The organism is Xanthomonas sp. NCPPB 3218 (assembly GCF_056725185.1).
Genome location: NZ_CM161516.1, coordinates 1,592,461 through 1,617,662, shown reverse-complemented (window position 1 = coordinate 1,617,662; position 25,202 = coordinate 1,592,461). Strand labels below are relative to the sequence as shown.

Below are 25,202 nucleotides of genomic sequence, written 5' to 3'. Positions count from 1 at the left end.
CAGCGGGCTTCATGAATTCCAGGCGCCCCCCGTGTGCCGGATGGGTGGCCGGAACGGTGCGGATCGGGCAAGCTCCCCGCTCGCTTGTTCCCGGAGCCGGTAATGCCCCTCAGCTTTTCCCGCCTGCTGTCCCTGGCCCTGGCCGCCGTGCTGAGCCTGTCAGTGGCAGCGCCCGCCGACGCGGCCAAGAAGAAAACCGGCAAGGCACAGACCACGCAAACCCGCGCCAAGGCGAGCAAGGGCAAGAAGACCGTCAAGCCGGCGGCCAAGACCACCAGGGCCGCCAGGGGTGGCAAAGCCGCCAAGCCCAGGCCGCGTGCCGTGGCCGCACCGGTGGTGCTGACCAAGGCGCAGCAGCTCAATTTGCTCTACGACCAGTACTGGGATGCCTCGCTCAAGCTCAACCCGCTGCAGGCCACCTTCCAGGGCGAGACCCGCTACAACGACCAGTTGCCCAACTTCCTGTCGCCGGCGTTCCGGCAGCAGTCGCACGACTTCACCGTGCTGTGGCTGGGCAAGGCCGAGGCGCTGGGGCCGGACGGGCTGAGCGGGCAGGACCTGCTGAGCTACCAGATCTTCGTGCGCGATGCGCGCAGCGCACTGGCGGCCGAGCAGTTCCCCAGCTGGATGCTGCCGATCAACCAGTTCTACAACATCGCCAGCATCGCGGTGGTGCTGGGCTCGGGCACCGGCGCGCAGCCGTTCAAGACGGTCAAGGACTATGACAACTGGTCGCGGCGCGCGGTGGGCATCCCGGAGCTGTTCGACCAGGCCATCACCAACATGCGGGCGGGCATGCAGGCCGGCGTGGTGCAGCCGAAGGTATTGATGCAGAAGGTGCTGCCGCAGCTGGACGCGATCATCGCGCGCAATGCCGAAGACAGCCTGTTCTGGGGTCCGGTGCGCAACCTGCCGGCAGACATGCCCGAGGCCGACAAGCAGCGCATCACCGCCGAGTACAAGCGGCTGATCGAAGTGCGGATCATGCCGGCGTACCGGGCACTGCGCGGCTTCATCGCCACCGAGTACCTGCCAGCCTGCCGCGACACCGACGGCCTGACCGCGCTGCCCAATGGCGCGGCCTGGTACGCCTACGATGTGCGCCAGAGCACCACCTCCGAGCTGACCCCGGAGCAGATCCATCAGATCGGGCTGGACGAGGTCGCGCGCCTGCAGGCAGAGATCGCCACGCTGGCCAAGCAGGTCAGGTTCCGCGGCAACCTGCCCAAGTTCTACAAGTTCATGCAGACCGACAGGCGCTTTGCGTTCCGCAGCGAAACCGAACTGCTGGGCTACTACCGCGGCCTGCAGGGACGCGTACAGGCTGCGGTGCCGCGCCTGTTCAATGTGCAGGGCATGCCGGCGCTGGAAGTGCGCGTGGTGGAACCGCAGCGTGCGCAGTCGGCTGCCAGCGGCTCGTACATGCGTCCCAGCGGCGACGGCAGCACACCGGGCGTGTTCTACGTCAACACCTCCGATCTGGACACACGCCGGACCTGGGAGACCGAGAGCCTGTATCTGCACGAGGCCATCCCCGGCCACCATTTCCAGCTCGGGCTGCAGCAGCAGCTGACCGACCTGCCCAAGTTCCGCCGCCTGGGCGGCGAGACCGCCTATATCGAGGGCTGGGGGCTGTATGCCGAATCGCTGGGCCGCGAACTGGGCCTGTATCAGGACCCGTACAACTACTACGGCTATCTTCAGAATGCGTTGTGGCGCGCAATTCGCCTGGTCACCGACACCGGCCTGCACAGCAAGGGCTGGACCCGCACCCAGGCGATCGACTACATGCTCAACAACTCGGCCATGACCCGGACCGATGCCGAGGCCGAGGTGGACCGCTACATGGCCATCCCCGGCCAGGCGTTGGCCTACAAGGTCGGCGAGATGAAGATCGCGCAGTTGCGTGAGCAGGCGCAACGCGAACTGGGCCCGCGCTTCGATGTGCGCGCCTTCCACACCGAAGTGCTCAAGGACGGCTCGGTGCCGCTGGATATCCTGCAGGACAAGATCCAGCGCTGGATCGCCACGCAGAAGGGCTGAGGCAGCTCAGCCCGCCACCCGCGCACGCGCCAGCGCGGCGATGTCGCGTGGTGTGGTGCGGCAGCAACCGCCGATCAGCCGCGCACCGGCCGCCAGCCACTGCGCATGCTGGTCGGCCAGGGTGCAGGCGGTCGTGCTGCCGGCGTGCCACTGTTTTGCGCCGGCATCGTAGTGCTCGCCGGAATTGGGGTACACCACCAGCGGCAGCGTCGTCAGTGCGGACAATGTCTGCAACGCGGCGGTGACCTGCTCCAGCGCAATGCAGTTGATGCCCACCGCGATCACCTGCGCGCAGGCATCCAGCGCGGGTACGACCTGCGCCAGCGCGGTGCCATCGCTCAAATGTGCCGCATCGCGCAAGGTGAACGAGAACCACGCATGCAGCTGCGGGAACTCCTCCAGCAGCAGGCACAGCGCGACGATCTCGTTGGCCGACGGCAGCGTCTCGCAGGCCAGCACATCCACCCCCGCCTCGGCCAACGCGGCGATGCGCGGGCGATGGAAGTCCATCAGTTGCGCCAGCGGCAGGGCGTAGTCGCCGCGGTACTCCGAGCCATCGGCCAGGTAGGCGCCATACGGCCCGACCGACCCGGCCACCCATAACGGCGCGTCATGTGGTTGCGCCTGCAGATGATCGACACGCGCCTGTGCGGCCAGGGCCACGCTGCGTGCGATCAGCGCCTGCGATTGCGCCAGGTCCAGCCCGCGCGCGGCAAAGCCCAGCGGCGTGGCCTGGTAGCTCGCGGTGATGGCGCACTGCGCGCCGGCAGCGAAATAGTCGCGATGCACCTGATAGATCAGCTCCGGCTGCTCCATCAGCACGCGCGCCGACCACAGCGCATCGTTGAGATCGCAACCGCGCTGCTCCAGTTCGGTGGCGAGCGCGCCATCCAGCAGCACATAGCCGTCATGCTGCAGCGCCTGGCTGAAAGGCGCACCGGCACGCGGCTGGCGCGGAAGAATCGTCATGCGGGTTGCCTCCTGCTCGCAAGCCATTGGGTGAGTGCATAGGCGCCATAGCACAGCGCTACAAACGGGATGCCGCACCACAGCGCAAAGCGCTGCTGCGGATCGAATGCCAGGCCGATGCAGGCCAGCAGACAGAGTGCAAAGCCCAGCAGCGGCGTCCACGGATACCACGGTGCGCGATAGGCCAGGCTCTTCGGCGTGATGCCATCGCGCAGCAACTGGCGACGGAAACGGTAGTGCGAGGCGCAGATGCTCAGCCACACCACCACCACCGCAAAGCCGGACACCGCCGAAATCGCCACGAACACGGTGTCGGCCGCATAGACGCCGGTGAGCAGCGCCAACAGGCCGCCCAGCATGCTCAGTATCAAGGCCGGCAACGGGATGCCGCGCCGGGTCAGGCCTGCGAGCCGCGCCGGCAGCGTGCCCTCGTTGGCCAGCGACCACAGCATGCGCGCGGCCGCATACAGACCGGAATCGGCCGCCGACAGGATCGCCGTCAGGATCACCGCATTCAAGACATCGGCCGCATACGGGATGCCCAGCAACTCGAACGCGCGCACGAACGGGCTGGTGTCCACGGCCGCCTGCTCGGCCGGCAGCAACGCGGCCAGCACCAGCACGGTGCCGACGAACAACACCACCAGCCGCACCAGCGTGGTACGGATTGCCAGCGGAATCGCACGCGCCGGCTGCGCGGTTTCGCCAGCGGCCACGCCGATCAACTCGGTGCCGGAAAAGGCGAAGTTCACTGCCACCATCGTCATCAGGATCGGCAGCGTGCCTTGCGCAAACCAGCCGTCGGCGCGCAGGTGGCGCAATCCGGGTGCTGGCGACCCATCGGCCAACGGCAGCACGCCGATCACCGCCGCGCCGCCAAGCACGATGAACAGCACGATCGTGATCACCTTGATCAGCGAGAACCAGAATTCGCCTTCGGCAAACCAGCGCGCCGACACCGTGTTCAGGCCGAAGATCAGCGCGCAGAACAGCAGGCACCACGGCCATGCCGATGTGTGCGGGAACCAGTACTGCATGCAGAACGCCGCCGCAGTCAGGCTCGAGCCCAGCGCCACCGTCCAGGTGAGCCAGTACAACCACGCCACCACGTACCCGGTGGCCGGGCCGAGATAACGCGCGGCATACACATGAAAGGCGCCGGTCTGCGGCATCGCCACCGCCAGCTCGCCCAGGCACTGCATCACCAGATACACCACCAGCGCGCCGATCAGATAGGCGATCACCGTGCCAAGCGCGCCGGTGCTGGCGATGATGTAGCCGGTATTGAAGAACAGGCCGGTGCCGATGACCCCACCCAGCGACAACATCACCAGGTGGCGCACCTGCATGCTGCGCTGGAATTGCGGTGCGGCGGTGGACGGCGGCTCGGGCATCGGCGTGTCTGATCGGTGGCAACGCATCCTGCCATGCGCGGCCAGGCGAGCACAGCCATGCGATGGCAAGCTGTGACGGTGCACCAGCGTGCAACGGCCCGCGGGTATGCTTGCGTACTGTTCACCTGGAAGGTCGCCATGCCGCACGCCCTGCAACCACCCATGCATGCGAAGACGTCTCGCTCGACCAGCGCGGCGGTGCCCGCACGCGCACCACGTGACACCGCCGCTGCGCGCAACGCACCAGCGCTCGCCGACAGTCTGGGCGCGTCGCAGCCGATCGCGCAGCGCTTGCGAGGTGCCGCATGAAGCTTGCCGGCATCCACCATGTGGCGATCATCGCCGGCGACTACGCGGTGTCCAAACGGTTCTACTGCGACATCCTGGGCCTGCGCGTGCTCGATGAGCATTACCGGCAGGCGCGCGATTCCTGGAAGCTGGACCTGGCACTGCCCGATGGCGGCCAGATCGAGCTGTTCTCGTTTCCCGCCGCACCGCTGCGCCCCAGCCGCCCGGAAGCACGCGGCCTGCGCCATCTTGCCTTCCGCGTCGAGGATCTGGACGCGGCCGTGGCGCATCTCACTGCGCATGGCGTGGTCACCGAAGACATCCGCATCGACGAGTACACCGGCCGCCGCTTCACCTTCTTCGCCGACCCGGATGACCTGCCACTGGAGCTGTACGAAGTGGGTTGAGCGCAGCATCCCCTGCGGGTTCGGTCACATCCGCCGCACGGTCATGTCGAGCAGGCGTAGTCGATCGTCTCAGTGACTTTCGGCGCATGCGGCACTGCGGTCACGCCGTGAAGATCAGGCCACCCAGGACACAGGAACCGTCCATGCTGCAGATCCGTGCGCTGTCCAAGACCTACGCCAACGGCGTGCATGCGCTGCAAGGCATCACGCTCGACATCCCGCGCGGCATGTTCGGCTTGCTGGGGCCAAACGGCGCCGGCAAGTCGTCGCTGATGCGCACGCTGGCCACGCTGCAGGAACCCGACTCGGGTAGCGTCAGCCTGACCGACGCCGATGGCAGCAGCATCGACGTACTCGCCGACAAGGACGCATTGCGACGCCGGCTGGGCTATCTGCCGCAGGATTTCGGCGTGTACCCGAAGGTGAGCGCGCTGGACATGCTCGATCACTTCGCCGTGCTCAAGGGGCTCACCGATCGCGGCCAACGCAAGGAGGTGGTCGAGCGACTATTGCAGCAGGTCAACCTGTGGGACGCGCGCAAGCGCAAGCTCGGCACCTATTCCGGCGGCATGCGGCAACGCTTCGGCATTGCGCAGGCGCTGCTGGGCAATCCGCAACTGGTCATCGTCGACGAGCCCACCGCCGGGCTGGATCCGGAGGAGCGCAATCGTTTTCTCAATCTGCTGGCCGAAATCGGCGAAAACGTGGTGGTGATCCTGTCCACCCATATCGTCGAAGACGTCACCGACCTGTGCCCGACGATGGCCATCATGAACAAGGGCCAGGTGCTGCTGAGTGGGCGGCCCGCCGATGCGATCGACATGCTGCATCAGCAGGTCTGGCGCAAACAGGTCAGCAAGCAGGCATTGCCCGATTACCAGGCGCGCTTCACCGTGCTGTCCACGCGCCTGATTGCCGGCCACCCGGTGATCCACGTGTTCAGTGCCGACTGCCCGGAGCCGGGGTTCGAACAGGTCGCTCCCGATCTTGAGGATGTCTATTTCCAGCGCCTGCGCAAGCAAGCGCTGGCCGCCTGACGGAGCGCGGCGATGATCATGGCGTTCCTGCGCTTCGAGCTGCGCGAACAACTGCGCTCGCCCTTGCTGTGGCTGCTGGCCGCGCTGTACGCGTTGCTGGCGTTTGCCGCGCTGTCCAGCGATGCGGTGCAGATCGGCGGCGGCATCGGCAACGTGCTGCGCAATGCGCCTACGGTGATCGCCACGCTGCTGGGGCTTTTCAGCCTGCTTGGCCTGCTGGTGATCACCCTGTTCGTCAGCAATGCCCTGCTGCGCGACTTTGACCTGGGCACTGCCGAGCTGGTGTTTTCCACACCGATACGGCGGCGCGACTACCTGCTCGGCCGCATCGGTGCTGCACTGATCGCCGGCATGCTGATGTATGTGGTGATCGCGCTGGGCATGTTCGCCGCGCAGTTCATGCCGTGGATCGATCAGGCGCGGCTCGGGCCGGTCGCGGTGCTGCCCTATCTGTGGTCGCTGCTGGTGCTGGTGCTGCCCAACCTGCTGTTCACCACCGCGCTGCTGTCGGTGCTGGCAGTGACCACGCGCAGCATCCTGTGGGTCTACATCGGCGTGATCGTGTTCTTCGTGCTGTACGGCGTGAGCCGTGCGCTGATGGCCGACCTGGACAATGTGTGGATTGCCACGCTGGCCGACCCGCTCGGCATTCGCGCGCTATCGCAGACGCTGCGCTACTGGTCGGTGGAACAGCGCAACCACCAGCTACCGCCGCTGACCGGCTACCTGCTCGCCAATCGCGCGGTGTGGCTGGGCATGAGCGGTGTGTTGTTTGCCGCCACCTTCGCGCTGTTCCGTACCGAGCGCAGCGGGACGCGGCGGCGCCGTGGTGTGGCGTCGGTTACGCCCGCTGATGCACCTCCCGCCAGCGCGCGCGTCAGCACGACACGCCTGACGGTCACCCCGCGCTTCGGCGCGGCCACTGCATGGCGGCAACTGCTGCGCCAGATCCGCTTCGACACGCTGGGCGTGCTGCGCAGCGCGCCGTTCGTGGTGCTGCTGATGCTGGGCCTGGCCAACTTCATTCCGACCGCGCTGTTCAAAGCGCGCTATTACGGCACTGCCGTGCTGCCGGTGACCTCGTTGATGCTGGAGGCGCTGCAGAACAGCTACAGCTTTCTGCTGATCATCGTGGTGCTGTTCTATGCCGGCGAACTGGTGTGGAAGGAGCGCAGCAACCGCATCGACGGCATCACCGACGCGATGCCGGTCCCCGATTGGGTGCCGCTGCTCGGCAAGTTCGTCGCCTTGCTGGCGGTGATCGCCAGCTTCCAGGCCGCCGGTGCGTTGACCTCGATCGCGCTGCAGCTGGGCCGTGGCTATACCAGCATCGAGCCGCTGCTGTATCTCAAGACGCTGGCGCTGGGCTCGGTGCTGTACGTGCTGATGGGCGGCATGGCGCTGGCGCTGCAGGTGCTGAGCAACAACAAGTTCGTCGGCTATGCGCTGCTGATGCTGGTGTTGATCGGGCAATCGGTGCTGTCGATGCTCGACTACACCCAGAACCTCTACACCTTCGGCGGTTGGCCCAACGCGCCGTATTCGGACATGAACGGCTACGGGCACTTCCTGCCCGGCCAGTTGTGGTTCCAGGGCTACTGGGGCGTGTTCCTGCTGGCGCTGCTCCTGCTGTCCTCGGCATTCTGGCCGCGCGGCGTGGGCCATGACCTGCGCCAGCGCGTGCGGCTGGCGTTACGGCGCCTGCGCAGCCCGACCGGTGCGGCCCTGGCGATCACCCTGCTCGGCTTCGCGGCGATCGGCGGCTGGCTGTACTGGAACACCAACGTCTACAACAGCTTCCTGTCGCCGGAACAACAGCTGGACCTGCAGGCACGCTACGAGCGCGATTACCGCAGGTACAAGGATCTGCCGCAGCCGCGCATCGTCGCCGTCGACAACCACGTCGACCTGCATCCGGAAACCCAGTCGGTCGTGGTCGATGCCACCTGGACGGTGCGCAACACCCACCCCACACCGATCAGCGAAGTGCACATCGGCATGCAGGACCGCACTGGCGACCGCAGCCTGGTCAAGGTGGATCTGGGCGGGCAGACGCTGACCACGCACGATATCCCGGCCGGCTATCGCATCTATCGCCTGCAGACACCACTGCAACCCGGGCAGGAGCGCGTGTTCCGCTTCCGCGTGGACCAGCATCCGCATGGCCTCACCGCCGAGCAGGCGCAAACCGAACTGGTCGCCAACGGCAGCTTCTTCAACACCACCCGGCTGCCCTGGTTCGGCTACAACACGCAGGCCGAGATCAGCGACCGCAACGAGCGCCGCAAGCGCGGCCTGGGCGAACCCACCCGCATGCCCAAGCTCGAAGACCAGGCCGCGCGCGCCAACACCTACGTCAGCAACGATGCCGACTGGCTCGCTTTTGCCAGCACCGTCTGCACTGCGCCGGACCAGATCGGGCTGGCGCCGGGCTATCTGCAACAGGAATTCCAACGCAATGGCAGGCGCTGCTTCCGCTACGTGATGGATCGCCCCATGCTCAATTTCTACGCCTACCTGTCGGCACGCTGGGAAGTTCGCAAGGCGCGTTACAAGAACATCCCGATCGAGATCTATTACGACCCCAAGCATCCGTACAACGTGCAGCGCATGATCGAGGGCGTGCAGAAATCGCTGGCCTATTACGAAGCCAACTTCAGCCCGTATCAGCATCATCAGGTGCGCATCATCGAGTTCCCCGGCTACGCGCGGTTTGCGCAGTCGTTCGCCAATACCATTCCCTACTCCGAGTCGATCGGCTTCATCGCCGACCTGCGCGACAAGGACGACATCGACTACGTGTTCTATGTCACCGCGCACGAAGTGGCGCACCAGTGGTGGGCGCACCAGGTGATCGGTGCGAACGTGCAGGGCGCCACCCTGCTGTCCGAATCGCTGGCGCAGTATTCGGCGTTGATGGTGATGGAGCGCGAGTACGGACGCGCGCATATGCGCCGTTTCCTCCGCTACGAGCTGGATCGCTACCTGGAAGGCCGTGGTGGCGAAACCATCGAGGAGTTGCCGCTGTATCGGGTGGAGGATCAGCAATACATCCACTACCGCAAGGGGTCGCTGGCGTTCTATCGGCTACGCGAGGACATCGGTGAGCAGGCGCTCAATCGCGCATTGCAGCGCTTTCTGGCGGCCAAGGCGTTTCAACAACCGCCTTACACCACCTCGGCCGAGTTGCTGCAGGCCATTCGGGCCGAGGCACGCCCGGACCAGCAAGGGCTGATCACCGACCTGTTCGAGAAGATCACCTTCTACGACAACCGCGTGGTCAGCGCGCAGGCACGCAAACGCCCCGATGGCCGCTTCGAGGTGACCGTGCAAGCGCAGGCGGCCAAGCTGCAGGCCGATGGCAAGGGCAAGGAGCATGCAGTGCCGCTGGACGACTGGATCGAAGTGGCGATCTACGGCGCTCCGGCCGGCAAGGACGCGCAAGCGCCGGTGCTGGCCTTGCAACGGCAACACGTCACCAGCGCCGCGCCCAGTTTCAGCATGACCGTGGACCGCCTGCCGGTCGAAGCCGGCTTCGATCCGGACAACAAGCTGATCGACCGCGTGCCGGCGGACAACCGCAAGCAGGTCACACTGCAGTAGCCGAATGAACGCATTCCGCAGCGCGTCTTTCCGCCACCATACTCCACGGTATACATTCCGGTCAGGCCGTCGACGGCGGCCATAGCAATCCCTGGGAGGGGACACATGCGCAAGACCTTCAAGACCCTGATGCTGGCCCTGCCGCTGGCCGCTGCCTCGCTGCTGGCCCAGGCCGCCGATTCGCCGGTGGGCCGCTGGAAGACCATCGACGACGAGACCGGCAAGCCCAAGTCGGTGGTGCAGATCGAACAGCTCGGCAACGGCACGCTGAGCGGCAAGGTGGTCGACATCCTGCAGTCCAACCACGGGCCCAACCCGACCTGCGACAAGTGCGATGGCGCGCTCAAGGGCAAGCCGATCAAGGGCATGACCATCCTGTGGGGCCTCAAGCCGGACGGCACCGCGGTGTGGAGCGGCGGCTCGGTGCTCGACCCGGCCAAGGGCAAGACCTACAAGGCCAAGGTCACCCTGACCGATGGCGGCAAGAAGCTGCAGATGCGCGGCTATGTGGGCATCGAGGCGTTGGGCCGGACCCAGACCTGGATTCGCGAATAGCCGGGAATCGGGAATCGGGATTGGGGAATCGGTAAGAGCAGGCGCCCGTGAGGGCGCCTTTTTTGTGCGCTTCCATCCTGACGCTACATGCGCGGCCAAACACCGGCGCGCCTCGACAACACGGCTGCATGACCCTGCTTTGACCGATTCCCCAATCCCGATTCCCGATTCCCAGCCCCAATCCCTGCTCTCGACTAATGCGATAATCGGTTGTCCCCCGCATTACGCCTGCCATGACCCGCACCGCACTCGTCACCACCGCCCTGCCCTACGCCAACGGGCCGCTGCATCTTGGCCATCTGGTCGGCTATATCCAGGCCGACATCTGGGTGCGCGCGCGCCGGCTGCGCGGCGACAAGACCTGGTTCGTCTGCGCCGACGACACCCACGGCACGCCGATCATGCTCGCCGCCGAGAAGGCCGGGGTCACCCCGGAAGCCTTCATCGCCAACATTCAGGCCAGCCATGAGCGCGATTTCGCCGCATTCGGGGTGACCTTCGATCATTACGATTCGACCAATTCGCCGGTCAATCGCGCGCTCACCGAGGCGTTCTACACAAAGCTGGAGGCCGCCGGCCACATCAGCCGTCGCTCGGTGGCGCAGTTCTACGACCCGGCCAAGGGCATGTTCCTGCCGGATCGCTACATCAAGGGCATCTGCCCCAACTGCGGCAGCGCCGACCAGTACGGCGACAACTGCGAGGTCTGCGGCGCCACCTACGCGCCGACCGAGCTGAAGGAGCCCAAATCGGTGATCTCCGGCGCCACGCCCGAACTGCGCGACTCGGAGCATTTCTTCTTCGAAGTGGGCCATTTCGACGGATTTTTGCGCGAGTGGCTGGCCGGCGATGTGGCGCTGCCCGGGGTCAAGGCCAAGCTCAAGGAATGGCTGGACACCGAAGGCGGCCTGCGCGCCTGGGACATCTCGCGCGATGCGCCGTATTTCGGCTTCCAGATTCCCGGCCAGCCGGGCAAGTATTTCTACGTGTGGCTGGACGCGCCGATCGGCTACCTGTGCAGCTTCAAGACGCTGTGCGCGCAGATGGGCGAAGACTTCGATGCGCATCTGGTGGCCGGCACGCAGACCGAGCTGCATCACTTCATCGGCAAGGACATCGTCAATTTCCACGGCCTGTTCTGGCCGGCGGTGCTGCACGGCACCGGCCATCGCGCACCGACCCGGCTGCACGTCAACGGCTATCTCACCGTGGACGGCGCCAAGATGTCCAAGTCGCGCGGCACCTTCGTGATGGCGCGGACCTTCCTGGACGTGGGCCTGGAACCGGAGGCGCTGCGCTACTACTTCGCGGCCAAGTCTTCCGGCGGCGTGGACGACCTGGACCTCAACCTGGGCGATTTCATCGCGCGGGTGAATGCGGATTTGGTCGGCAAGTTCGTCAACCTGGCCAGCCGCTGCGCCGGCTTCATCGGCAAGCGCTTCGACGGCAAGCTGGCCGACGCCCTGCCCGACCCGGCGCAATACGACCGCTTCGTCGCCGCGCTGGCGCCGATCCGCGAGGCCTACGAGCGCAACGATGCGGCCAGCGCGATCCGCCAGACCATGGCGCTGGCCGACGAGGCCAACAAGTACATCGACGACACCAAGCCGTGGGTGATCGCCAAGCAGGACGGCGCCGATGCGCAACTGCAATCGGTATGCACGCAGGGCCTGAACCTGTTCCGGATCCTGGTGGCCGCGCTCAAGCCGATCCTGCCGCGCACCTGTGCCGAGGCCGAAGCCTTCCTGTCGGCACCGATGACCAGCTGGGAAGACGTCGCCCGCCCGCTGACCGCCCACGTGATCCAGCCCTACACCGCCCTGTTCACCCGTATCGACCCCAAACTGATCGACGCCATGACCGACGCTTCAAAAGACACCATGGCCGCACCTGCGGCACCCGCTGTCACTACCGCCAAGCCCGCCCCGTCCAAGGCCGAGACGACGCCGGCGGCCGTTGCCAATCCCCAATCCCCGACCGCCACTCCCAGCCTCATCGGCATCGACGATTTCGCCAAGCTCGACCTGCGCATCGGCAAGGTGCTGGTGTGCGAATTCGTGGAAGGCTCAGACAAGCTGCTGCGCTTCGAACTGGATGCCGGCGAACTGGGCAAGCGCCAGATCTTCTCGGGCATCCGCGCCAGCTATGGCGAACCGGAAGCGCTGGTCGGCCGCAGCGTGGTGTTCATCGCCAACCTGGCCCCGCGCAAGATGCGCTTCGGCATCAGCGAAGGCATGATCCTGTCGGCCGGCTTCGACGGCGGCGCGCTGGCACTGCTGGACGCCGATGGTGGTGCGCAGCCGGGGATGCCGGTGCGGTGAGGCGGGATTGGGGGCGGGAATCGGGAATTGGGAATTGGGAATCGTAGAAGCTACAGCTGATTGTTGAGGAAGACCTGACACGCGTGCCTGGCCCGACCCCTCATCCGCCCCTGCGGGGCACCTTCTCCCGAGGGGAGAAGGAACAGACACTACGCCTCCAACCAATCCCCACTCCCAACTCCCCAATCCCAGCCCCCATGCACCTGGCCCTGTTCGACTTCGACCACACCATCACCACCTGCGACAGCTATGCGCGCTTCCTGCGCAAGGTGGCAACGCCTGCGCAGCTGGCGACGGCGAAGTGGCAGGCCGGTCCCTGGGTGTTCGGCTATCGGGTCGGGCTGGTCTCCGCACACGCCTTGCGTGCGCGCGTCACGCGCCTGGTCTTCAGTGGTCGCTCGCTGGACGAGATGGCCGCCCATGGGGCTGACCATGCACGCAACGCATTGCCCGGGATGGTGCGCGCCGAGATGATGCGACGCATCGACTGGCATCAAGCACAGGGGCATGAAGTCGTGCTGGTGTCGGCATCGCTGGACCTGTATCTGCAGCCGTGGTGCGCCCAGCATGGCCTGTCGTTGATCTGCAACAAGCTGGAACACCACGCCGGCGTGCTGAGCGGGCGCTATGCAGACGGCGATTGCGGCCCGCACAAGGCTGCGCAGATCCGCCTGCGCTACGAACTGTCGCACTACGCATGCGTGCATGCCTACGGCGACAGCCGCGAGGACAAGCCGATGCTGGCGCTGGCGCAGCAGCGCTGGTATCGCGGCAACCTGCTGCACTGACATGCACATCGCAACGCCCGCCTCATCGCCCGATCTGGTCGAACGCCTCGACCGCCTGCTGCCGCAGACCCAGTGCGGCCAGTGCGGCTACGACGGCTGTCGCCCGTATGCGCACGCCATGGCCAACGGCCAGGCCGATGTCGATCACTGCCCGCCCGGCGGCGACGCCGGGGCACGCGCGTTGGCGCACGTGCTGCAGCGTCCTGCACGCCCGTACGACCGCAGCCGTGGCAGCCACACGCCGCCGCAGGTGGCCTGGATCGTGGAGGCCGACTGCATCGGCTGCACCAAATGCATCCAGGCCTGCCCGGTGGACGCCATCGTCGGCGGCGCCAAGCACATGCATACGGTGATCGCCGCGCTGTGCACCGGTTGCGAGCTGTGCCTGCCGGCCTGCCCGGTGGACTGCATCGCGCTGCACCCAGGCAGCTGAGCGGCTGGCGAGGCGGCATGCCGCGTCAAACGCAACGCCTGCCAGCGTTGCGCGCATCTCACCGCGACGCGATCCCTGACCAACGGCACCGGCCGCCAACGACGCCCTGTTTGTCAGGAACGTCCTGACGCGTCCGGCGCATCCGTGTTGCGGATGCGCTCGTATTGGTAGGCACTCCCATCGAGGAATCCGCCGATGCGCCCATTCGCCGCCGCCGTTGCCGCGCTCGCCACCGTCTGCCGGCCGATTCCGCCGTTGCTGCTGCTGGTGCTGGGCGGCCTGCCGCTGAGTGCGGCTGCGGTCACCCGCGTAGATGGCGATGCCTTCGATGGCGACAGCGGCGCGTTGCGCTATCGCGAGTCGCACTGGCTGCTCGACGATGGCGGACGCGTGGTGCTGTATCGCTGCCCGGATGGGCGCCCGTTCGCGCGCAAGCAGGTCGATGGCGGCGGCAGCTCGCCCGACTTCAGCCTGATCGACGGCCGCGACGGCTATCGCCAGGGCGTGCGGCAACGCAACGGCGTGCGCGAGATGTTCCAGCAGGAGCCCGGCAAGGCCGAGCAGCGCACGCCACTGCCGGCCGACGACGGCCCACGCGTGATCGATGCCGGCTTCGATGCCTACCTGCGCAACAACTGGGAGGCGCTCGCCAGCGCGCCGCAACGCGTGGACTTCGTGCTGCCCAGCCTGCAACGCCAGTTGGCGTTTCGTGTCGAGCGTATCGGCGATACCGGCGGCGAGCGGCGGTTTCGCTTGAGCCTGGATGCCTGGTACGGCGCGGCGGTGCCCTCGCTCGAAGTGCGTTATTCCATCGCCGACAAGCGCCTGCTGCAGTTCCGTGGCGTGGGCAACCTGCGCGACGCGCGTGGCCGCTATCCGCACGTACGCATCGTTTTTCCGGACACCGCTGCGCGTGCCGTCGGCGCCGATGAACTGCGCCAGGCGCGCGAGCAGCCGCTGGCCAAGAGCTGCAGCGCCCCGTGAACCAGACACCTGCCATCTTCACGTTCGACCACACGCGGTTGCGTACAACGGCCCGGTCACTTCTTCCTCATACAGGACCATCGCCATGGCCAAGGCCTACCTCTGGATCAACGCAGTGCTCTACGTCGTCCTGGCAATCTGGTGCACGCTCTCGCCGGCCAAGACCGCCAATGCCGTGGGTTACACCCAGCTCTCGCCGGCCGGGCAATCGGAATACCTGGTCATCTATGGCGGCCTGCAGCTGGGCATGGCGTTCCTGTTCGGCTACTTCGCCTGGATCGATCAACCGCGCACCGGCCTGCTGGTCGCACTCGCGTTCTACGTGCCGATCGTGCTGTTCCGCAGCGTCTCGCTGGCGCGCCTGTGGCCGGTCTCCGCACCCACGGTGGCATTGGCAGGCGTCGAGATCCTGCTGCTGCTCGCGGCAGTGCTGCTGTGGTTTCAGCGCAAGTGAAGGACAGCGTCAGCACAGTCCGGTAGCATCGCCCCCACCTCAGACAACGCCCGACCGCATGAGTGCCATCCCTGGCCACGACGACGATGAAACCGGACGACTGCTGACCGCAACCGCGGGCGGCGACCGGCATGCCTTCGAAGCGCTGTACCGGCAGACCTCGCCGAAACTGTTCGGGGTCTGCCTGCGCATGATCCCGCAACGTGCCGAAGCCGAAGAGGTGCTGCAGGACGTGTTCACGCTGATCTGGCACAAGGCCGGGCAGTTCGATCCCGCCCGTGCACGCGGGCTCACCTGGCTGGCGATGATCGCGCGCAACAAGGCCATCGATCATCTGCGCGCCAATGCACCGCAACGCCGCAACGTGGCGCTGGACGATGCCGGCGAACTGCGCGCCGGCGATGCCTCGCCGCTGGAGCGCACCGAGCGCGCCAGCACGCGTCGCCGCATCGACCATTGCCTGGCCGAGCTGGAGCCCCCGCGCAGCGAATTGATCCGCACCGCGTTCTTCGATGGCATTACCTATGAAGAGCTCGCCGCGCGCACCGACACACCGATCGGCACGGTCAAGAGCTGGATCCGCCGCGGCCTGGCCAAACTCAAGGCATGTCTGGAACGATGAGCACGCCCTTTCCCATTGACCAGGAACCGCCGCGCGACGTGCTGGCCGGCGAATACGTGCTGGGCCTGCTCAGTGCCGACCAGCGCCTGGCTGCCGAACAACGCGTCGCCACCGACGGCCAGTTCGCCCAGGCGGTGACGCAGTGGCAGGAACATCTGGCGCCGTTGCTGGACGAGATCGCCGCAGTGACGCCGCCCGGCCAGGTCTGGGCACGCATCCGCCAGACGCTGGGCTTCGATACGCCGTTGCATGCGGTGGCCTCCGCGCCATCGGCAGCGCCGCCGTCAGGCACGCCAAAGCCAGCGGTGTGGAACAGCGTGCGGTTCTGGCGCTGGGCAAGCGCCGCTGGCCTGGCCACTGCCGCGGTCTGCGTGCTGGCGCTGCTGAACCTGCGCACGCCGCCGGCAGCGGTGCAGCCGCCGCCGGGCACCGGCCCGGTGGTACAGACACCGGTGACGCCGCCTGCAACCACCACCGCGCCGGCGACCGGCATCGCGATGACCTCCACGCTGGCCACCGAAGACGGCCGTCCGGGCTATGTCGCCTTGATGGATGCCGACAAGCACACCATCACGGTGACGCCGCTGGATCGCACCGCCACCGCCGACAAGGTGCCCGAGCTGTGGCTGATCACGCCGGACGGCAAGGCCCATTCGATGGGTACCTTCGACGACCAGCGGGCACGCCGCGCGCAGATTCCCGATCAGCTGATGCCCATGCTCAGCAACGAGGCCATCCTGGCGGTCACGCTGGAGCCGCCAGGCGGCGCACCGGGCGGCATTGCCACCGGGACCGTGGTGGCCAAGGGCGGCATCAGCACACTGGCAATGGCGCCCTGATCCGGCGCGCCTGACGCCGCCTGCGACCACGTCGCAGGCGGCGGCCTCCAGGCAACAGCCTCATCCGCCTCGACCCTGGCGTGCGCCGTTGAATGTGTGCGCAATTGCGCGATTCGTTCGCACCGGCACGCCAACTGTGCGCACGCATGCGACGATCAAACCGGCTGGTGCATCTGTTTGCCGGCGGCGTCCGTAAAGGGTCACGACTACACACGGAGAACCACGCGTGCCGAGTACTGGCTTTGACCCACATGCCGCGCCGCCGCAGCCTGCCGACACCCGCCGTCGCGGGTGGCTCGCAGCACGCACCGGCAGCCTGCGTCGTTGGGTGGATTCGCAAACCGACGAGCCGCTGGACGAAGCACGCGCAGACCGCATCGACTGGCTGCGCGCCCTGCCCTTCATCGCGCTGCACCTGGCCTGCCTGGCGGTGTTCTGGGTCGGTGCGTCCTGGTTCGCGGTCGGCATGGCGGTGGCCTTGTACGCGCTACGCATGTTCGCGCTGACCGGGTTCTATCACCGTTATTTCTCGCACCGCGCGTTCAAGACCTCGCGCGTGCTGCAGTTCCTGTTCGCGGCCATCGGCGCCACCTGCGTGCAGCGCGGGCCGCTGTGGTGGGCCGCGCATCATCGCAACCATCACCGCCATACCGACACCGGCCGCGATCCGCATTCGCCGGCGCAGCACGGCTTCTGGTGGAGCCACACCGGCTGGTTCCTGACCCCGCGCAACTTCCGCACCGATTGGGAGGTCATCCCCGACCTGCGTCGCTTTGCCGAGCTGCGCTTTTTGGACCGCTTCGACATCGTGATGCCGGTGCTGCTGGCGATCGGGCTGTACCTGCTCGGCGACTGGCTGGCGGTTGCCGCGCCCGCGTTGAAGACCAACGGTGCGCAGCTGCTGGTGTGGGGCTTTGTGATCTCCACCGTGGCCTTGTTCCATGCCACCTTCACCATCAATTCGCTGGCGCACCGCTTCGGCAGCCGGCGCTTCGACACCCGCGACGACAGCCGCAACAACTGGCTGCTGGCGCTGCTCACCTTCGGCGAAGGCTGGCACAACAACCACCACTTCTTTCCCGGCTCGGCGCGCCAGGGCCTGCGCTGGTGGGAGTACGACGTCACCTGGTACGGGCTCACCGCGATGTCGTGGGTGGGCCTGGTGTGGGACCTCAAGCCGATGCCGAAATCGCTCACCCAACGTGCCGAGCGGGTGAGCCGATGAGCGAGGGCAGGATTGCCGTGGTCGGCAGCGGAATCGCCGGCCTGGGCGCAGCGTGGCTGTTGTCGCGCCGCTACGAGGTCAGCTTGTTCGAGGCCGCCGATTATCTGGGCGGGCACACGCATACACACGACATCCAGCTGGACGGCCAGCGCTATGCGGTGGACAGCGGCTTCATCGTGTTCAACCCGCAGCACTATCCGCTGCTCACGCGCATGTTCGCCGAGCTCGACGTGGCCGCGCAGCCGACCACGATGAGCTTCTCGGTGCACGATGCGCGCAGCGGGCTCGAATACAACGCCGGCAGCCTGGGCGGGCTGTTTTGCCAGCGCAGCAACCTGCTCAGCCCGCGCTTCTGGGGCATGCTGGCCGACCTGCGCCGCTTCTACCGGCAGGCACCGGCGGTGCTGCACAGCGAGGAGCGCTTAAGCACGCTGGGCGCGTATCTGCAGCGGCATGGGTACTCGGACGCGTTTCGCGACCAGCATCTGGTGCCGATGGCCTCGGCGTTGTGGTCATCGCCCTCGCAACGCATCCTCGAATTCCCGATGGGCCAGCTGATCGGCTTCATGGCCAATCACCACATGCTGCAGCTCAGCGGGCGTCCGCAATGGCAGGTGGTGCGCGGCGGCTCCAACAGCTACGTGCGTGCGCTGCGTCGGCGCTGGCAGGTGCTCGAGCGCCTGTCCACGCCGGTGCATGCGATCCGGCGCGCGCCCAACGGCGTGGTGCTCAGCTCCCTGCGTGGCGAGGAGCACTTCGACAACGTTGTGCTGGCCTGCCATGCCGACGATGCCCTGGCCTTGCTCAGCGATGCCACAGCGGCCGAGCAGCAGATCCTGGGCGGCATCACCTACCAGGACAACGACACCGTCCTGCACACCGACGCCAGCGTGCTGCCGCGCGACCGCCGCGCCTGGGCAGCGTGGAATGCGCATGTGCCGGCCGACCCGCAGGCGCCGTGCACGGTCAGTTACTGGATGAACGCCCTGCAGTCGATCAAAGCGCCGCAGCCGTTCATCGTCAGTCTCAATCGCGACCACGACATCGCTCCGGACAAGGTGCTGCGGCGCATGCGCTACCGCCACCCGGTACAGAACGCCGCCGCGCTCGCCGCGCAGACGCGTAAGGCCGAGATCCAGGGCCTGCAGCACACCTGGTTTGCCGGCGCGGCATGGGGCTTCGGCTTCCATGAGGACGGCCTGCGCAGCGGCGTGGACGTGGCCCGTGGCCTGGGAGTGGACTGGTGATGCAGCTGCTGCGCGAAGCCAGCCCCGATGCGGTGCCGCTGCCTCCGGGCGAGGACAGCGGTGCCGGCAGCGTGGCGGGCACACTGCGCAGCGCGATCTACACCGGCTGGGTGCGGCACCGTCGGTTTGCGCCCAGAGCGCTGGCGTTCCGCTACCGGCTGTTCCTGATGTACCTGGATCTGTCCGAGCTCGATGCGGTGTTTGCCCGCCGTTGGCTGTGGTCGGTGGGGCGCGCCAACCTGGCGCAGTTCCGGCGCAGCGATTATCTCGGCGACCCACAGGTTCCGCTGGACCAGGCCGTGCGCGATTGCGTGCAGACCCAGACCGGCGAGCGCCCCGATGGCGCGATCCGCCTGCTCACGCATCTGCGCTACTTCGGCCATGTGTTCAATCCGGTCAGCTTCTACTACTGCTTCGATCGCCACGGTGGCCTGCGCTGGATCGTTGCAGAAATCACCAATACGCCCTGGCAGCAGCGCCACACCTACGTGCTGCCGGTCGCGCAGGCGCGCACGCATCGCGACGTGCATGCCTGGCGCTTCGACAAGCGCTTTCACGTCTCGCCGTTCATGGGCATGCAGCATCAGTACGACTGGCGTTTCAGCGTGCCGGATGCGCAATTGCGCGTGCATATGCAGGTGCTGGATGCACCCGGCGGCGATACGCCGGCCGCTGATCCTGACGCCGGTGGCGCAGGCAGCGAGCGCGGCACGCGCCGCTTCGATGCCACCCTGGTCCTGCAACGCCAGCCGCTCAACGCACGCACCCTGGCGCGCACGCTGCTGGCCTACCCCTTGATGACCGTGCAGGTGGTGCTAGCCATCCACTGGCAGGCCCTGCGCCTGTGGCTGCGCGGCAACCCCGTCCACGATCACCCTCATCCGCCTGTGCGAGAACCCCGATGAACGCCACGTCCCTGCCCGACACCGCTGCGCCGCGCGCGGCCTCCTGGACGGACCGCCTGTTGCGCAAGCGCCTGCTGGCCACGCTCGGCGAGCTGCGCGATGGACAGTTGCAGCTGCACGAAGCCGATGGCGTCACCACCCTCGGCAACGCCAGTGGTGCGGATGCGCTGCAGATGCAGTTGCGCGTCATCGACCCCGGCTTCTATCGCCAGGCCGCGCTCAATGGCAGCGTCGGTGCCGGCGAGTCGTACATGGACGGGCAATGGCAATGCGACGATCTGGTCGCATTGATGCGCCTGCTGCTGCGCAATCGCGAGCGCCTGGATGCGATGGAGACCGGCACCGCGCGGCTGGGCGGCTGGGCAATGCGCAGCCTGCATGCGTTCGCACGCAATACCCGCAGCGGAAGCCGGCGCAACATCGCCGCGCATTACGATCTGGGCAACCCGTTGTTCCGCCTGTTCCTGGACGAGAATCTGATGTATTCCTCGGCGATCTTCGTCGAGGGCGAAGAAGCCCAGGGCGAGGCCGCACTGGAGCGCGCAGCCACACGCAAGCTCGAACGCATCTGCCAGAAGCTGCGGCTCGGCCCGCAACACCATGTGGTGGAAATCGGCACCGGCTGGGGCGGCTTTGCGCTGCACGCCGCACGCGAGCATGGCTGCCGCGTCACCACCACCACCATCTCGCGCGAGCAGTTCGAACTGGCGACCCAGCGCATCGCCGCAGCCGGCCTGAGCGACCGGGTCAGCGTGTTGCTGCGCGACTACCGCGATCTGGACGGCCGCTACGACCGGGTGGTGTCGATCGAGATGATCGAGGCGATCGGCCATCAGTATCTGGACACCTATTTCGCCAAGGTGGGCAGCCTGCTGGCCGACGGTGGCGAGGCGCTGATCCAGGCCATCACCATCGAAGACCATCGCTATGCGCAGGCGTTGCGCTCGGTGGACTTCATCAAGCGGCACATCTTCCCCGGCAGCTTCATTCCGTCGGTGGCGGCGATGACCGGTGCGATCGCACGCGCCAGCGACCTGCGCCTGTTCAACCTGGAAGACATCGGGCCGAGCTATGCGTTGACGCTGCGCGCCTGGCGGCAGCGCTTCATGGCGCAGCTGCCGCAGGTGCGCGCGCTCGGCTATGACGAGCGTTTCATCCGCATGTGGGAGTTCTATCTGGCCTATTGCGAAGCCGGTTTCCTGGAACGCTCGATCGGCGATGTGCATCTATGGCTGAGCAAGCCGGGCGCACGCCCGCCGCAGTTCGTGCCCGGCCTTCCCGTTGACGCATGAAGCAGCTCGGCAACTATCTGGGCCTGCAGGTGCTGTGGCTGGTGGCCGTCAGCGCCGCTGCGCACGCGCGCATCTGGCCCACCCTGCTGGTGCTGGCGCTGTTCGCGCTGTATCAGCTGTGGCCGTCGCGGCGTGCGCCGGGCGATCTGCAATTGCTGGTCGCCGCGCTGTCGCTGGGCTTGCTGCTGGATACCACGCTGGCCGCCGCAGGCTGGGTGCGTTATGCCGCGCCGTGGCCGGGCACCTCGCTGGCGCCGGCCTGGATCCTGGCGTTGTGGCTGGGCTTTGCGCTCACGCTCAATCATTCGCTGGCGTCGGTGATGCAGCGGCCTTGGCTGGCGGTGCTGCTGGGCGCGATCTTCGGGCCGTTTTCGTACTGGTTGGCGCAACGCAGCTGGCAGGCGGTGCACTTCCAGCCGCCGCAGCTGCATGCGGCGGTCGCGGTCGGCATCGGCTGGGGCGTGGCCTGCGGTCTGTTGTCGCTGTATGCACGCCGCCTCGCGCGACCATCGCCTGAACACCTGAGGGGAGAACTGCAATGAATGCCTGGCCGCTGCTGCATGTGGGCGTGTTTGCGAGCGTGGTGATGGTGATCGGCTGGCTGTGGCAACGCCGCAGCGGCAATGCCGGCCCGGTCGACGTGCTGTGGGCCGCGTGCCTGGCGGTGGCGGCGCCGTATTGCGCGTGGATGTCCGATGGCGCGCTGCTGCCGCGCGTGCTGGTCGGCGTGCTCGGCGGTGTCTGGGGCGCGCGCCTGGCGTTGCATCTGGGCGTGCGCGTGTTCGGCGACCCGCACGAAGATGGCCGTTATCGCGCCCTGCGCGAGCACTGGAACGGCGACCAACGCAAATTCCTGGGCTTCTTCCTGGCGCAGGCGGTGGTCGTGGTGCTGTTTTGTGTGCCGTTTCTGGCCGCTGCCAGCAACCCGACTCCGGCCTGGAGCGTGTGGAGCACGCTGGCGATTGCGGTGTGGTTGATCGCGGTCGGTGGCGAAGCCCTGGCCGACCGGCAACTGTCTGCGCACAAGGCCAACCCGGCCAATCGTGGCGTCACCTGCCGCAGCGGCTTGTGGCGGTATTCGCGCCATCCCAATTACTTCTTCGAGTTCGTGCACTGGTTCGCCTATCTGGCGCTGGCCGTCGGTGCCGGGCCGTGGCCGCTTGCCCTGGCTGCGCTGGGGCCGGTGGTGATGTTCGTATTCCTGTATCGCTTTACCGGCATTCCCTACACCGAGCAGCAGGCGCTGCGCTCGCGTGGTGAGGACTACGCGCAATACCAGCGCAGCACCAGCGCGTTTTTCCCACTTCCCCCTTCGTCCTGAGTCGCCTGGAGAGTCGTATGTCCACTGTCACCATCCCGCCCTCCTCGCTGCCCGAAGAATCCTTCGCCACCCGGCTGGCCGAATCCGGCGTGCTCCCCGACGCCGCACTGCGTTACGGCATCCGCCGGCTGTGTGCGCAACGTCTGCGCGATGAGCGTACCGGCGGTGCCGACGCCAGCGGCGAACGCCAACGCGCCTTTATCGACAGCCTGCGTGCCAGCGCCATCGCGATCGAAACCGATGCCGCCAATCGCCAGCACTACGAATTGCCGCCGCAGTTCTTCACCCTGTGCCTGGGCCGCCGGCTCAAGTACAGCAGCTGCTACTGGGACGCCACCACGCCGGATCTGGATGCGGCCGAAGAACGCATGCTGGCGCTGTACGGCGAGCGCGCCGAACTGGCCGATGGCCAACGCATTCTGGAACTGGGCTGCGGTTGGGGCTCGCTGACCTTGTGGATGGCCGAGCGCTATCCCGGCGCCACCATCACCGCGGTGTCCAACTCGCGTCCGCAGCGCGCGCACATCCTGGAGCAGTGCCGGGTGCGCGGATTGAGCAACGTGCAGGTCATCACCGCCGACGTCAACGCGCTGGCGCTGCCGCCGGGCAACTTCGACCGCGTGGTGTCGGTGGAGATGTTCGAGCACATGCGCAACTACCGCGAGCTGCTGGCGCGTGTGGGCAGCTGGCTGGCGCCAGGCGGCAAGCTGTTCGTGCACATCTTCTGTCACCGCGACCTGGCCTACCCGTTCGAAGTGGCCGGCGAAGACAACTGGATGGGACGGCATTTCTTCACCGGCGGGCTGATGCCGGCGGCCGATACCCTGCTGCATTTCCAGCAGGACGTGGTCATCGAACAGCGCTGGGTGCTGTCGGGCGAGCATTACGAAAAAACCGCCAACGCCTGGCTGGAAAACCAGGACCGCCACCGCGAGCAGATCATGCCGCTACTGCGGCAGACCTATGGCGACGATGCGCAGCGCTGGTGGCAGCGCTGGCGAATGTTCTGGCTGGCCTGCGCCGAGCTGTTCGGTTACGACCAGGGCCGCGAATGGGGCGTGGCGCATTACCGCTTCGTCAAACGCTGATTACGCACGCGCGCGCATCGAAACGACGAGGCGGCCCGCGTGAGTGAAGCGCGACATGTCGGCGTTCCACTCATCGAGTGCGCCGACAAGCGCGCTGGCGATCCTGCCAAGCAAACGTGTGAGCGGTTCTTCGCCACTGTCGTCCACCAACGCTGCGCTGCATGTCCGAGCGCATGCGCGCAGATGACGCGACGTCGGCGCGCGATCGAGCCGCGCGCCGTGCTGCGATCAGCTCGCCGCAGCGGTGATCACGATTTCCACCTTCCATTCCGGCCGCGCCAGTCTGGCTTCGACCGTGGCCCGCGCCGGGGTGAAGCCGTGCGGCACCCATTCGTCCCAGGCCTTGTTCATGCCGTCGAAATCGGCGATGTCGGCCAGGAAGATTTCCGCGCGCAGAATCTTGGTCTTATCGCTGGCCGCCTGCGCGAGCAACTTGTCGATTTCACCCAGCACCTGGCGGGTCTGCCCGGTGATGTCTTGGCTGGTGTCTTCGGCAATCTGGCCGGCCAGGTAGCACACGCCGCCATGGACGGTCATTTCCGACATCCGCGGACCCGCATCGAATCGCTGCAGCATTTTCAGACTTCCTACGGTTGATTGACCCGGGCATTGTCCCGCGAATGCGGCAAACGTGCAGCCCCGGCGCGCACGTGCTGCGCCAACCACGCCCCGACCCGCACCATCCAGGCCACGATCAACACGATGGCGCTCTTCTGGCTGATGCCCAACGGCGCGCCGGTGACCGTGACGTGGAACAGCAACACCGCAAATGCGCACAGCCCCAGGCCGAACGCGGTGGCGAAGTGGCGTTGCCACATCCGGTCGCGGCGGAAGTACCAGGACTGCAGCAATACCGCCGCGATCACGCACAGAAACGTCATGTCGGCCGAGAGCAGGTGCACCGGCACGGCCGCGTCGGGCGCGAGCTCCGGCATCCAGCTATCGCCGATCGACACCATGCACAGGCCCACCGCCGCCGCCCAGAACAGCCCCACCACGGCGCGGCTGCGCGCGGGCGGTGCAAGTGCCGCATGCAGGCCCAGCGCCATCCACGCCATCGCCGCAGCCAGCACGCAATAGGCCGTGCGCAGCAGCAGGCCGTAGGCACCGTGCAGATACGCGCTCAGCTGTGCGTCGATCCAGTCCAGATCGCCGCGCAGCCATTGCAGCAGCAGGATCAAGGCGATGAAGGCCAGGCCCATGCAGGCGGCGACTGCGCCGGCCTGTCCGGCCCAGCGTGGCGGGCAGGCCGACCCGGGTGGCATCACAGTGCCGCTGTTGTGTTGATCTTCCATCAGCAGCCTGTCTGTGTTGCAACGGTCATCGTGTCCATGTCGGTCTCGTGCGGCACGCGGGCGCGGCGATGCCCTATGATGCGCGCGGCCGT

At 66.8% G+C, this 25,202-nt stretch carries 23 protein-coding genes; 19 read left to right on the top strand and 4 right to left on the bottom strand.

The window, feature by feature from the left end; translation table 11 throughout:
- The first annotated feature begins 102 nt into the window (after positions 1 to 102).
- Entirely contained in the window at positions 103 to 2,043 is a 1,941-nt protein-coding gene (locus tag AC1PLS_RS07025; RefSeq protein ID WP_481104302.1) for a DUF885 domain-containing protein, read from the top strand.
- 6 nt (positions 2,044 to 2,049) lie between these two features.
- Here the strand turns inward: AC1PLS_RS07025 and mmuM are convergent, their stop codons facing one another.
- Both mmuM and mmuP read right to left on the bottom strand, forming a co-directional pair.
- Complete coding sequence (gene mmuM / locus AC1PLS_RS07020) at positions 2,050 to 3,012, bottom strand: homocysteine S-methyltransferase (RefSeq protein WP_481104301.1); 963 nt, start codon at positions 3,010 to 3,012, stop codon at positions 2,050 to 2,052.
- Complete coding sequence (gene mmuP, locus AC1PLS_RS07015; RefSeq protein ID WP_481104300.1) at positions 3,009 to 4,406, bottom strand: S-methylmethionine permease; 1,398 nt, start codon at positions 4,404 to 4,406, stop codon at positions 3,009 to 3,011. The genes mmuM and mmuP overlap by 4 nt, the downstream gene beginning before the upstream one ends.
- A gap of 305 nt (positions 4,407 to 4,711) precedes the next feature.
- Here mmuP and gloA2 point away from each other — a divergent pair, with 305 nt between their 5' ends.
- From gloA2 to AC1PLS_RS06925, 18 genes are all read left to right on the top strand, one after another.
- Positions 4,712 to 5,101, top strand: coding sequence for an SMU1112c/YaeR family gloxylase I-like metalloprotein (gloA2, locus tag AC1PLS_RS07010; protein ID WP_024940636.1), 390 nt, complete (start codon positions 4,712 to 4,714; stop codon positions 5,099 to 5,101).
- 143 nt (positions 5,102 to 5,244) lie between these two features.
- Complete coding sequence (locus tag AC1PLS_RS07005) at positions 5,245 to 6,138, top strand: ABC transporter ATP-binding protein (RefSeq protein WP_184434000.1); 894 nt, start codon at positions 5,245 to 5,247, stop codon at positions 6,136 to 6,138.
- A gap of 12 nt (positions 6,139 to 6,150) precedes the next feature.
- A complete protein-coding gene (locus tag AC1PLS_RS07000; RefSeq protein WP_481104299.1) occupies positions 6,151 to 9,741 on the top strand; it encodes an ABC transporter permease/M1 family aminopeptidase in 3,591 nt (1,196 codons plus the stop codon).
- Positions 9,742 to 9,846: 105 nt separating this feature from the next.
- Entirely contained in the window at positions 9,847 to 10,296 is a 450-nt protein-coding gene (locus AC1PLS_RS06995; protein WP_016904108.1) for a DUF2147 domain-containing protein, read from the top strand.
- Between the two features lie 233 nt (positions 10,297 to 10,529).
- Complete coding sequence (gene metG / locus AC1PLS_RS06990; RefSeq protein ID WP_184379937.1) at positions 10,530 to 12,617, top strand: methionine--tRNA ligase; 2,088 nt, start codon at positions 10,530 to 10,532, stop codon at positions 12,615 to 12,617.
- 197 nt (positions 12,618 to 12,814) lie between these two features.
- The gene (locus AC1PLS_RS06985) at positions 12,815 to 13,405 is read left to right on the top strand and encodes an HAD family hydrolase (RefSeq protein WP_184379935.1); all 591 of its coding nucleotides are present in this window, start codon (positions 12,815 to 12,817) and stop codon (positions 13,403 to 13,405) included.
- A 1-nt stretch (position 13,406) separates the two neighbouring features.
- The gene (gene rnfB / locus AC1PLS_RS06980) at positions 13,407 to 13,838 is read left to right on the top strand and encodes an Rnf electron transport complex subunit RnfB (RefSeq protein ID WP_049818222.1); all 432 of its coding nucleotides are present in this window, start codon (positions 13,407 to 13,409) and stop codon (positions 13,836 to 13,838) included.
- A gap of 195 nt (positions 13,839 to 14,033) precedes the next feature.
- On the top strand, positions 14,034 to 14,822 hold the full coding sequence (locus AC1PLS_RS06975; protein WP_184379932.1) for a hypothetical protein: 789 nt from the start codon (positions 14,034 to 14,036) through the stop codon (positions 14,820 to 14,822).
- Positions 14,823 to 14,907: 85 nt separating this feature from the next.
- Complete coding sequence (locus AC1PLS_RS06970; protein ID WP_024940530.1) at positions 14,908 to 15,276, top strand: DUF4345 family protein; 369 nt, start codon at positions 14,908 to 14,910, stop codon at positions 15,274 to 15,276.
- Between the two features lie 58 nt (positions 15,277 to 15,334).
- Positions 15,335 to 15,898, top strand: a complete 564-nt coding sequence (locus AC1PLS_RS06965) for a sigma-70 family RNA polymerase sigma factor (protein WP_024940529.1) — start codon at positions 15,335 to 15,337, stop codon at positions 15,896 to 15,898.
- On the top strand, positions 15,895 to 16,737 hold the full coding sequence (locus AC1PLS_RS06960) for an anti-sigma factor (protein WP_184433995.1): 843 nt from the start codon (positions 15,895 to 15,897) through the stop codon (positions 16,735 to 16,737). The genes AC1PLS_RS06965 and AC1PLS_RS06960 overlap by 4 nt, the downstream gene beginning before the upstream one ends.
- A 226-nt stretch (positions 16,738 to 16,963) precedes the next feature.
- On the top strand, positions 16,964 to 17,962 hold the full coding sequence (locus AC1PLS_RS06955; RefSeq protein ID WP_024940527.1) for an acyl-CoA desaturase: 999 nt from the start codon (positions 16,964 to 16,966) through the stop codon (positions 17,960 to 17,962).
- Positions 17,959 to 19,209, top strand: a complete 1,251-nt coding sequence (locus tag AC1PLS_RS06950) for an NAD(P)/FAD-dependent oxidoreductase (RefSeq protein ID WP_184433993.1) — start codon at positions 17,959 to 17,961, stop codon at positions 19,207 to 19,209. Before AC1PLS_RS06955 ends, AC1PLS_RS06950 begins: the two co-directional genes overlap by 4 nt.
- Complete coding sequence (locus tag AC1PLS_RS06945) at positions 19,209 to 20,114, top strand: DUF1365 domain-containing protein (protein ID WP_184434403.1); 906 nt, start codon at positions 19,209 to 19,211, stop codon at positions 20,112 to 20,114. The genes AC1PLS_RS06950 and AC1PLS_RS06945 overlap by 1 nt, the downstream gene beginning before the upstream one ends.
- Positions 20,111 to 21,406, top strand: a complete 1,296-nt coding sequence (locus tag AC1PLS_RS06940) for an SAM-dependent methyltransferase (RefSeq protein ID WP_184433991.1) — start codon at positions 20,111 to 20,113, stop codon at positions 21,404 to 21,406. The genes AC1PLS_RS06945 and AC1PLS_RS06940 overlap by 4 nt, the downstream gene beginning before the upstream one ends.
- On the top strand, positions 21,403 to 21,948 hold the full coding sequence (locus AC1PLS_RS06935) for a DUF2878 domain-containing protein (RefSeq protein ID WP_184433989.1): 546 nt from the start codon (positions 21,403 to 21,405) through the stop codon (positions 21,946 to 21,948). Before AC1PLS_RS06940 ends, AC1PLS_RS06935 begins: the two co-directional genes overlap by 4 nt.
- Positions 21,945 to 22,727, top strand: coding sequence for a DUF1295 domain-containing protein (locus AC1PLS_RS06930; RefSeq protein ID WP_024940522.1), 783 nt, complete (start codon positions 21,945 to 21,947; stop codon positions 22,725 to 22,727). Before AC1PLS_RS06935 ends, AC1PLS_RS06930 begins: the two co-directional genes overlap by 4 nt.
- A gap of 17 nt (positions 22,728 to 22,744) precedes the next feature.
- Positions 22,745 to 23,815 carry an SAM-dependent methyltransferase gene (locus tag AC1PLS_RS06925; RefSeq protein WP_039511565.1) on the top strand — a complete coding sequence of 357 codons (1,071 nt, stop codon included), beginning with the start codon at positions 22,745 to 22,747 and terminating at the stop codon, positions 23,813 to 23,815.
- A 228-nt stretch (positions 23,816 to 24,043) separates the two neighbouring features.
- On the opposite strand, the gene AC1PLS_RS06920 is transcribed toward AC1PLS_RS06925, so the two are convergent.
- Together AC1PLS_RS06920 and AC1PLS_RS06915 are read right to left on the bottom strand one after the other, a co-directional pair.
- Positions 24,044 to 24,391 carry a RidA family protein gene (locus AC1PLS_RS06920; protein WP_016903508.1) on the bottom strand — a complete coding sequence of 116 codons (348 nt, stop codon included), beginning with the start codon at positions 24,389 to 24,391 and terminating at the stop codon, positions 24,044 to 24,046.
- An 11-nt stretch (positions 24,392 to 24,402) separates the two neighbouring features.
- A complete protein-coding gene (locus tag AC1PLS_RS06915; protein ID WP_481104298.1) occupies positions 24,403 to 25,110 on the bottom strand; it encodes a DUF998 domain-containing protein in 708 nt (235 codons plus the stop codon).
- Positions 25,111 to 25,202: the final 92 nt, after the last annotated feature.

Coding starts and splice junctions, on each gene's coding strand:
- AC1PLS_RS06925 (WP_039511565.1), top strand. CDS start 22,745: ATGTCCACTGTCACCATCCCGCCCTCCTCGCTGCCCGAAGAATCCTTC.
- gloA2 (WP_024940636.1), top strand. CDS start 4,712: ATGAAGCTTGCCGGCATCCACCATGTGGCGATCATCGCCGGCGACTAC.
- rnfB (WP_049818222.1), top strand. CDS start 13,407: ATGCACATCGCAACGCCCGCCTCATCGCCCGATCTGGTCGAACGCCTC.
- AC1PLS_RS07000 (WP_481104299.1), top strand. CDS start 6,151: ATGATCATGGCGTTCCTGCGCTTCGAGCTGCGCGAACAACTGCGCTCG.
- AC1PLS_RS07005 (WP_184434000.1), top strand. CDS start 5,245: ATGCTGCAGATCCGTGCGCTGTCCAAGACCTACGCCAACGGCGTGCAT.
- metG (WP_184379937.1), top strand. CDS start 10,530: ATGACCCGCACCGCACTCGTCACCACCGCCCTGCCCTACGCCAACGGG.
- mmuM (WP_481104301.1), bottom strand. CDS start 3,012: ATGACGATTCTTCCGCGCCAGCCGCGTGCCGGTGCGCCTTTCAGCCAG.
- AC1PLS_RS06965 (WP_024940529.1), top strand. CDS start 15,335: ATGAGTGCCATCCCTGGCCACGACGACGATGAAACCGGACGACTGCTG.
- AC1PLS_RS07025 (WP_481104302.1), top strand. CDS start 103: ATGCCCCTCAGCTTTTCCCGCCTGCTGTCCCTGGCCCTGGCCGCCGTG.
- AC1PLS_RS06935 (WP_184433989.1), top strand. CDS start 21,403: ATGAAGCAGCTCGGCAACTATCTGGGCCTGCAGGTGCTGTGGCTGGTG.
- AC1PLS_RS06985 (WP_184379935.1), top strand. CDS start 12,815: ATGCACCTGGCCCTGTTCGACTTCGACCACACCATCACCACCTGCGAC.
- AC1PLS_RS06940 (WP_184433991.1), top strand. CDS start 20,111: ATGAACGCCACGTCCCTGCCCGACACCGCTGCGCCGCGCGCGGCCTCC.
- AC1PLS_RS06970 (WP_024940530.1), top strand. CDS start 14,908: ATGGCCAAGGCCTACCTCTGGATCAACGCAGTGCTCTACGTCGTCCTG.
- AC1PLS_RS06950 (WP_184433993.1), top strand. CDS start 17,959: ATGAGCGAGGGCAGGATTGCCGTGGTCGGCAGCGGAATCGCCGGCCTG.
- AC1PLS_RS06975 (WP_184379932.1), top strand. CDS start 14,034: ATGCGCCCATTCGCCGCCGCCGTTGCCGCGCTCGCCACCGTCTGCCGG.
- AC1PLS_RS06930 (WP_024940522.1), top strand. CDS start 21,945: ATGAATGCCTGGCCGCTGCTGCATGTGGGCGTGTTTGCGAGCGTGGTG.
- AC1PLS_RS06995 (WP_016904108.1), top strand. CDS start 9,847: ATGCGCAAGACCTTCAAGACCCTGATGCTGGCCCTGCCGCTGGCCGCT.
- AC1PLS_RS06915 (WP_481104298.1), bottom strand. CDS start 25,110: ATGGAAGATCAACACAACAGCGGCACTGTGATGCCACCCGGGTCGGCC.
- mmuP (WP_481104300.1), bottom strand. CDS start 4,406: ATGCCCGAGCCGCCGTCCACCGCCGCACCGCAATTCCAGCGCAGCATG.
- AC1PLS_RS06945 (WP_184434403.1), top strand. CDS start 19,209: ATGCAGCTGCTGCGCGAAGCCAGCCCCGATGCGGTGCCGCTGCCTCCG.
- AC1PLS_RS06920 (WP_016903508.1), bottom strand. CDS start 24,391: ATGCTGCAGCGATTCGATGCGGGTCCGCGGATGTCGGAAATGACCGTC.
- AC1PLS_RS06960 (WP_184433995.1), top strand. CDS start 15,895: ATGAGCACGCCCTTTCCCATTGACCAGGAACCGCCGCGCGACGTGCTG.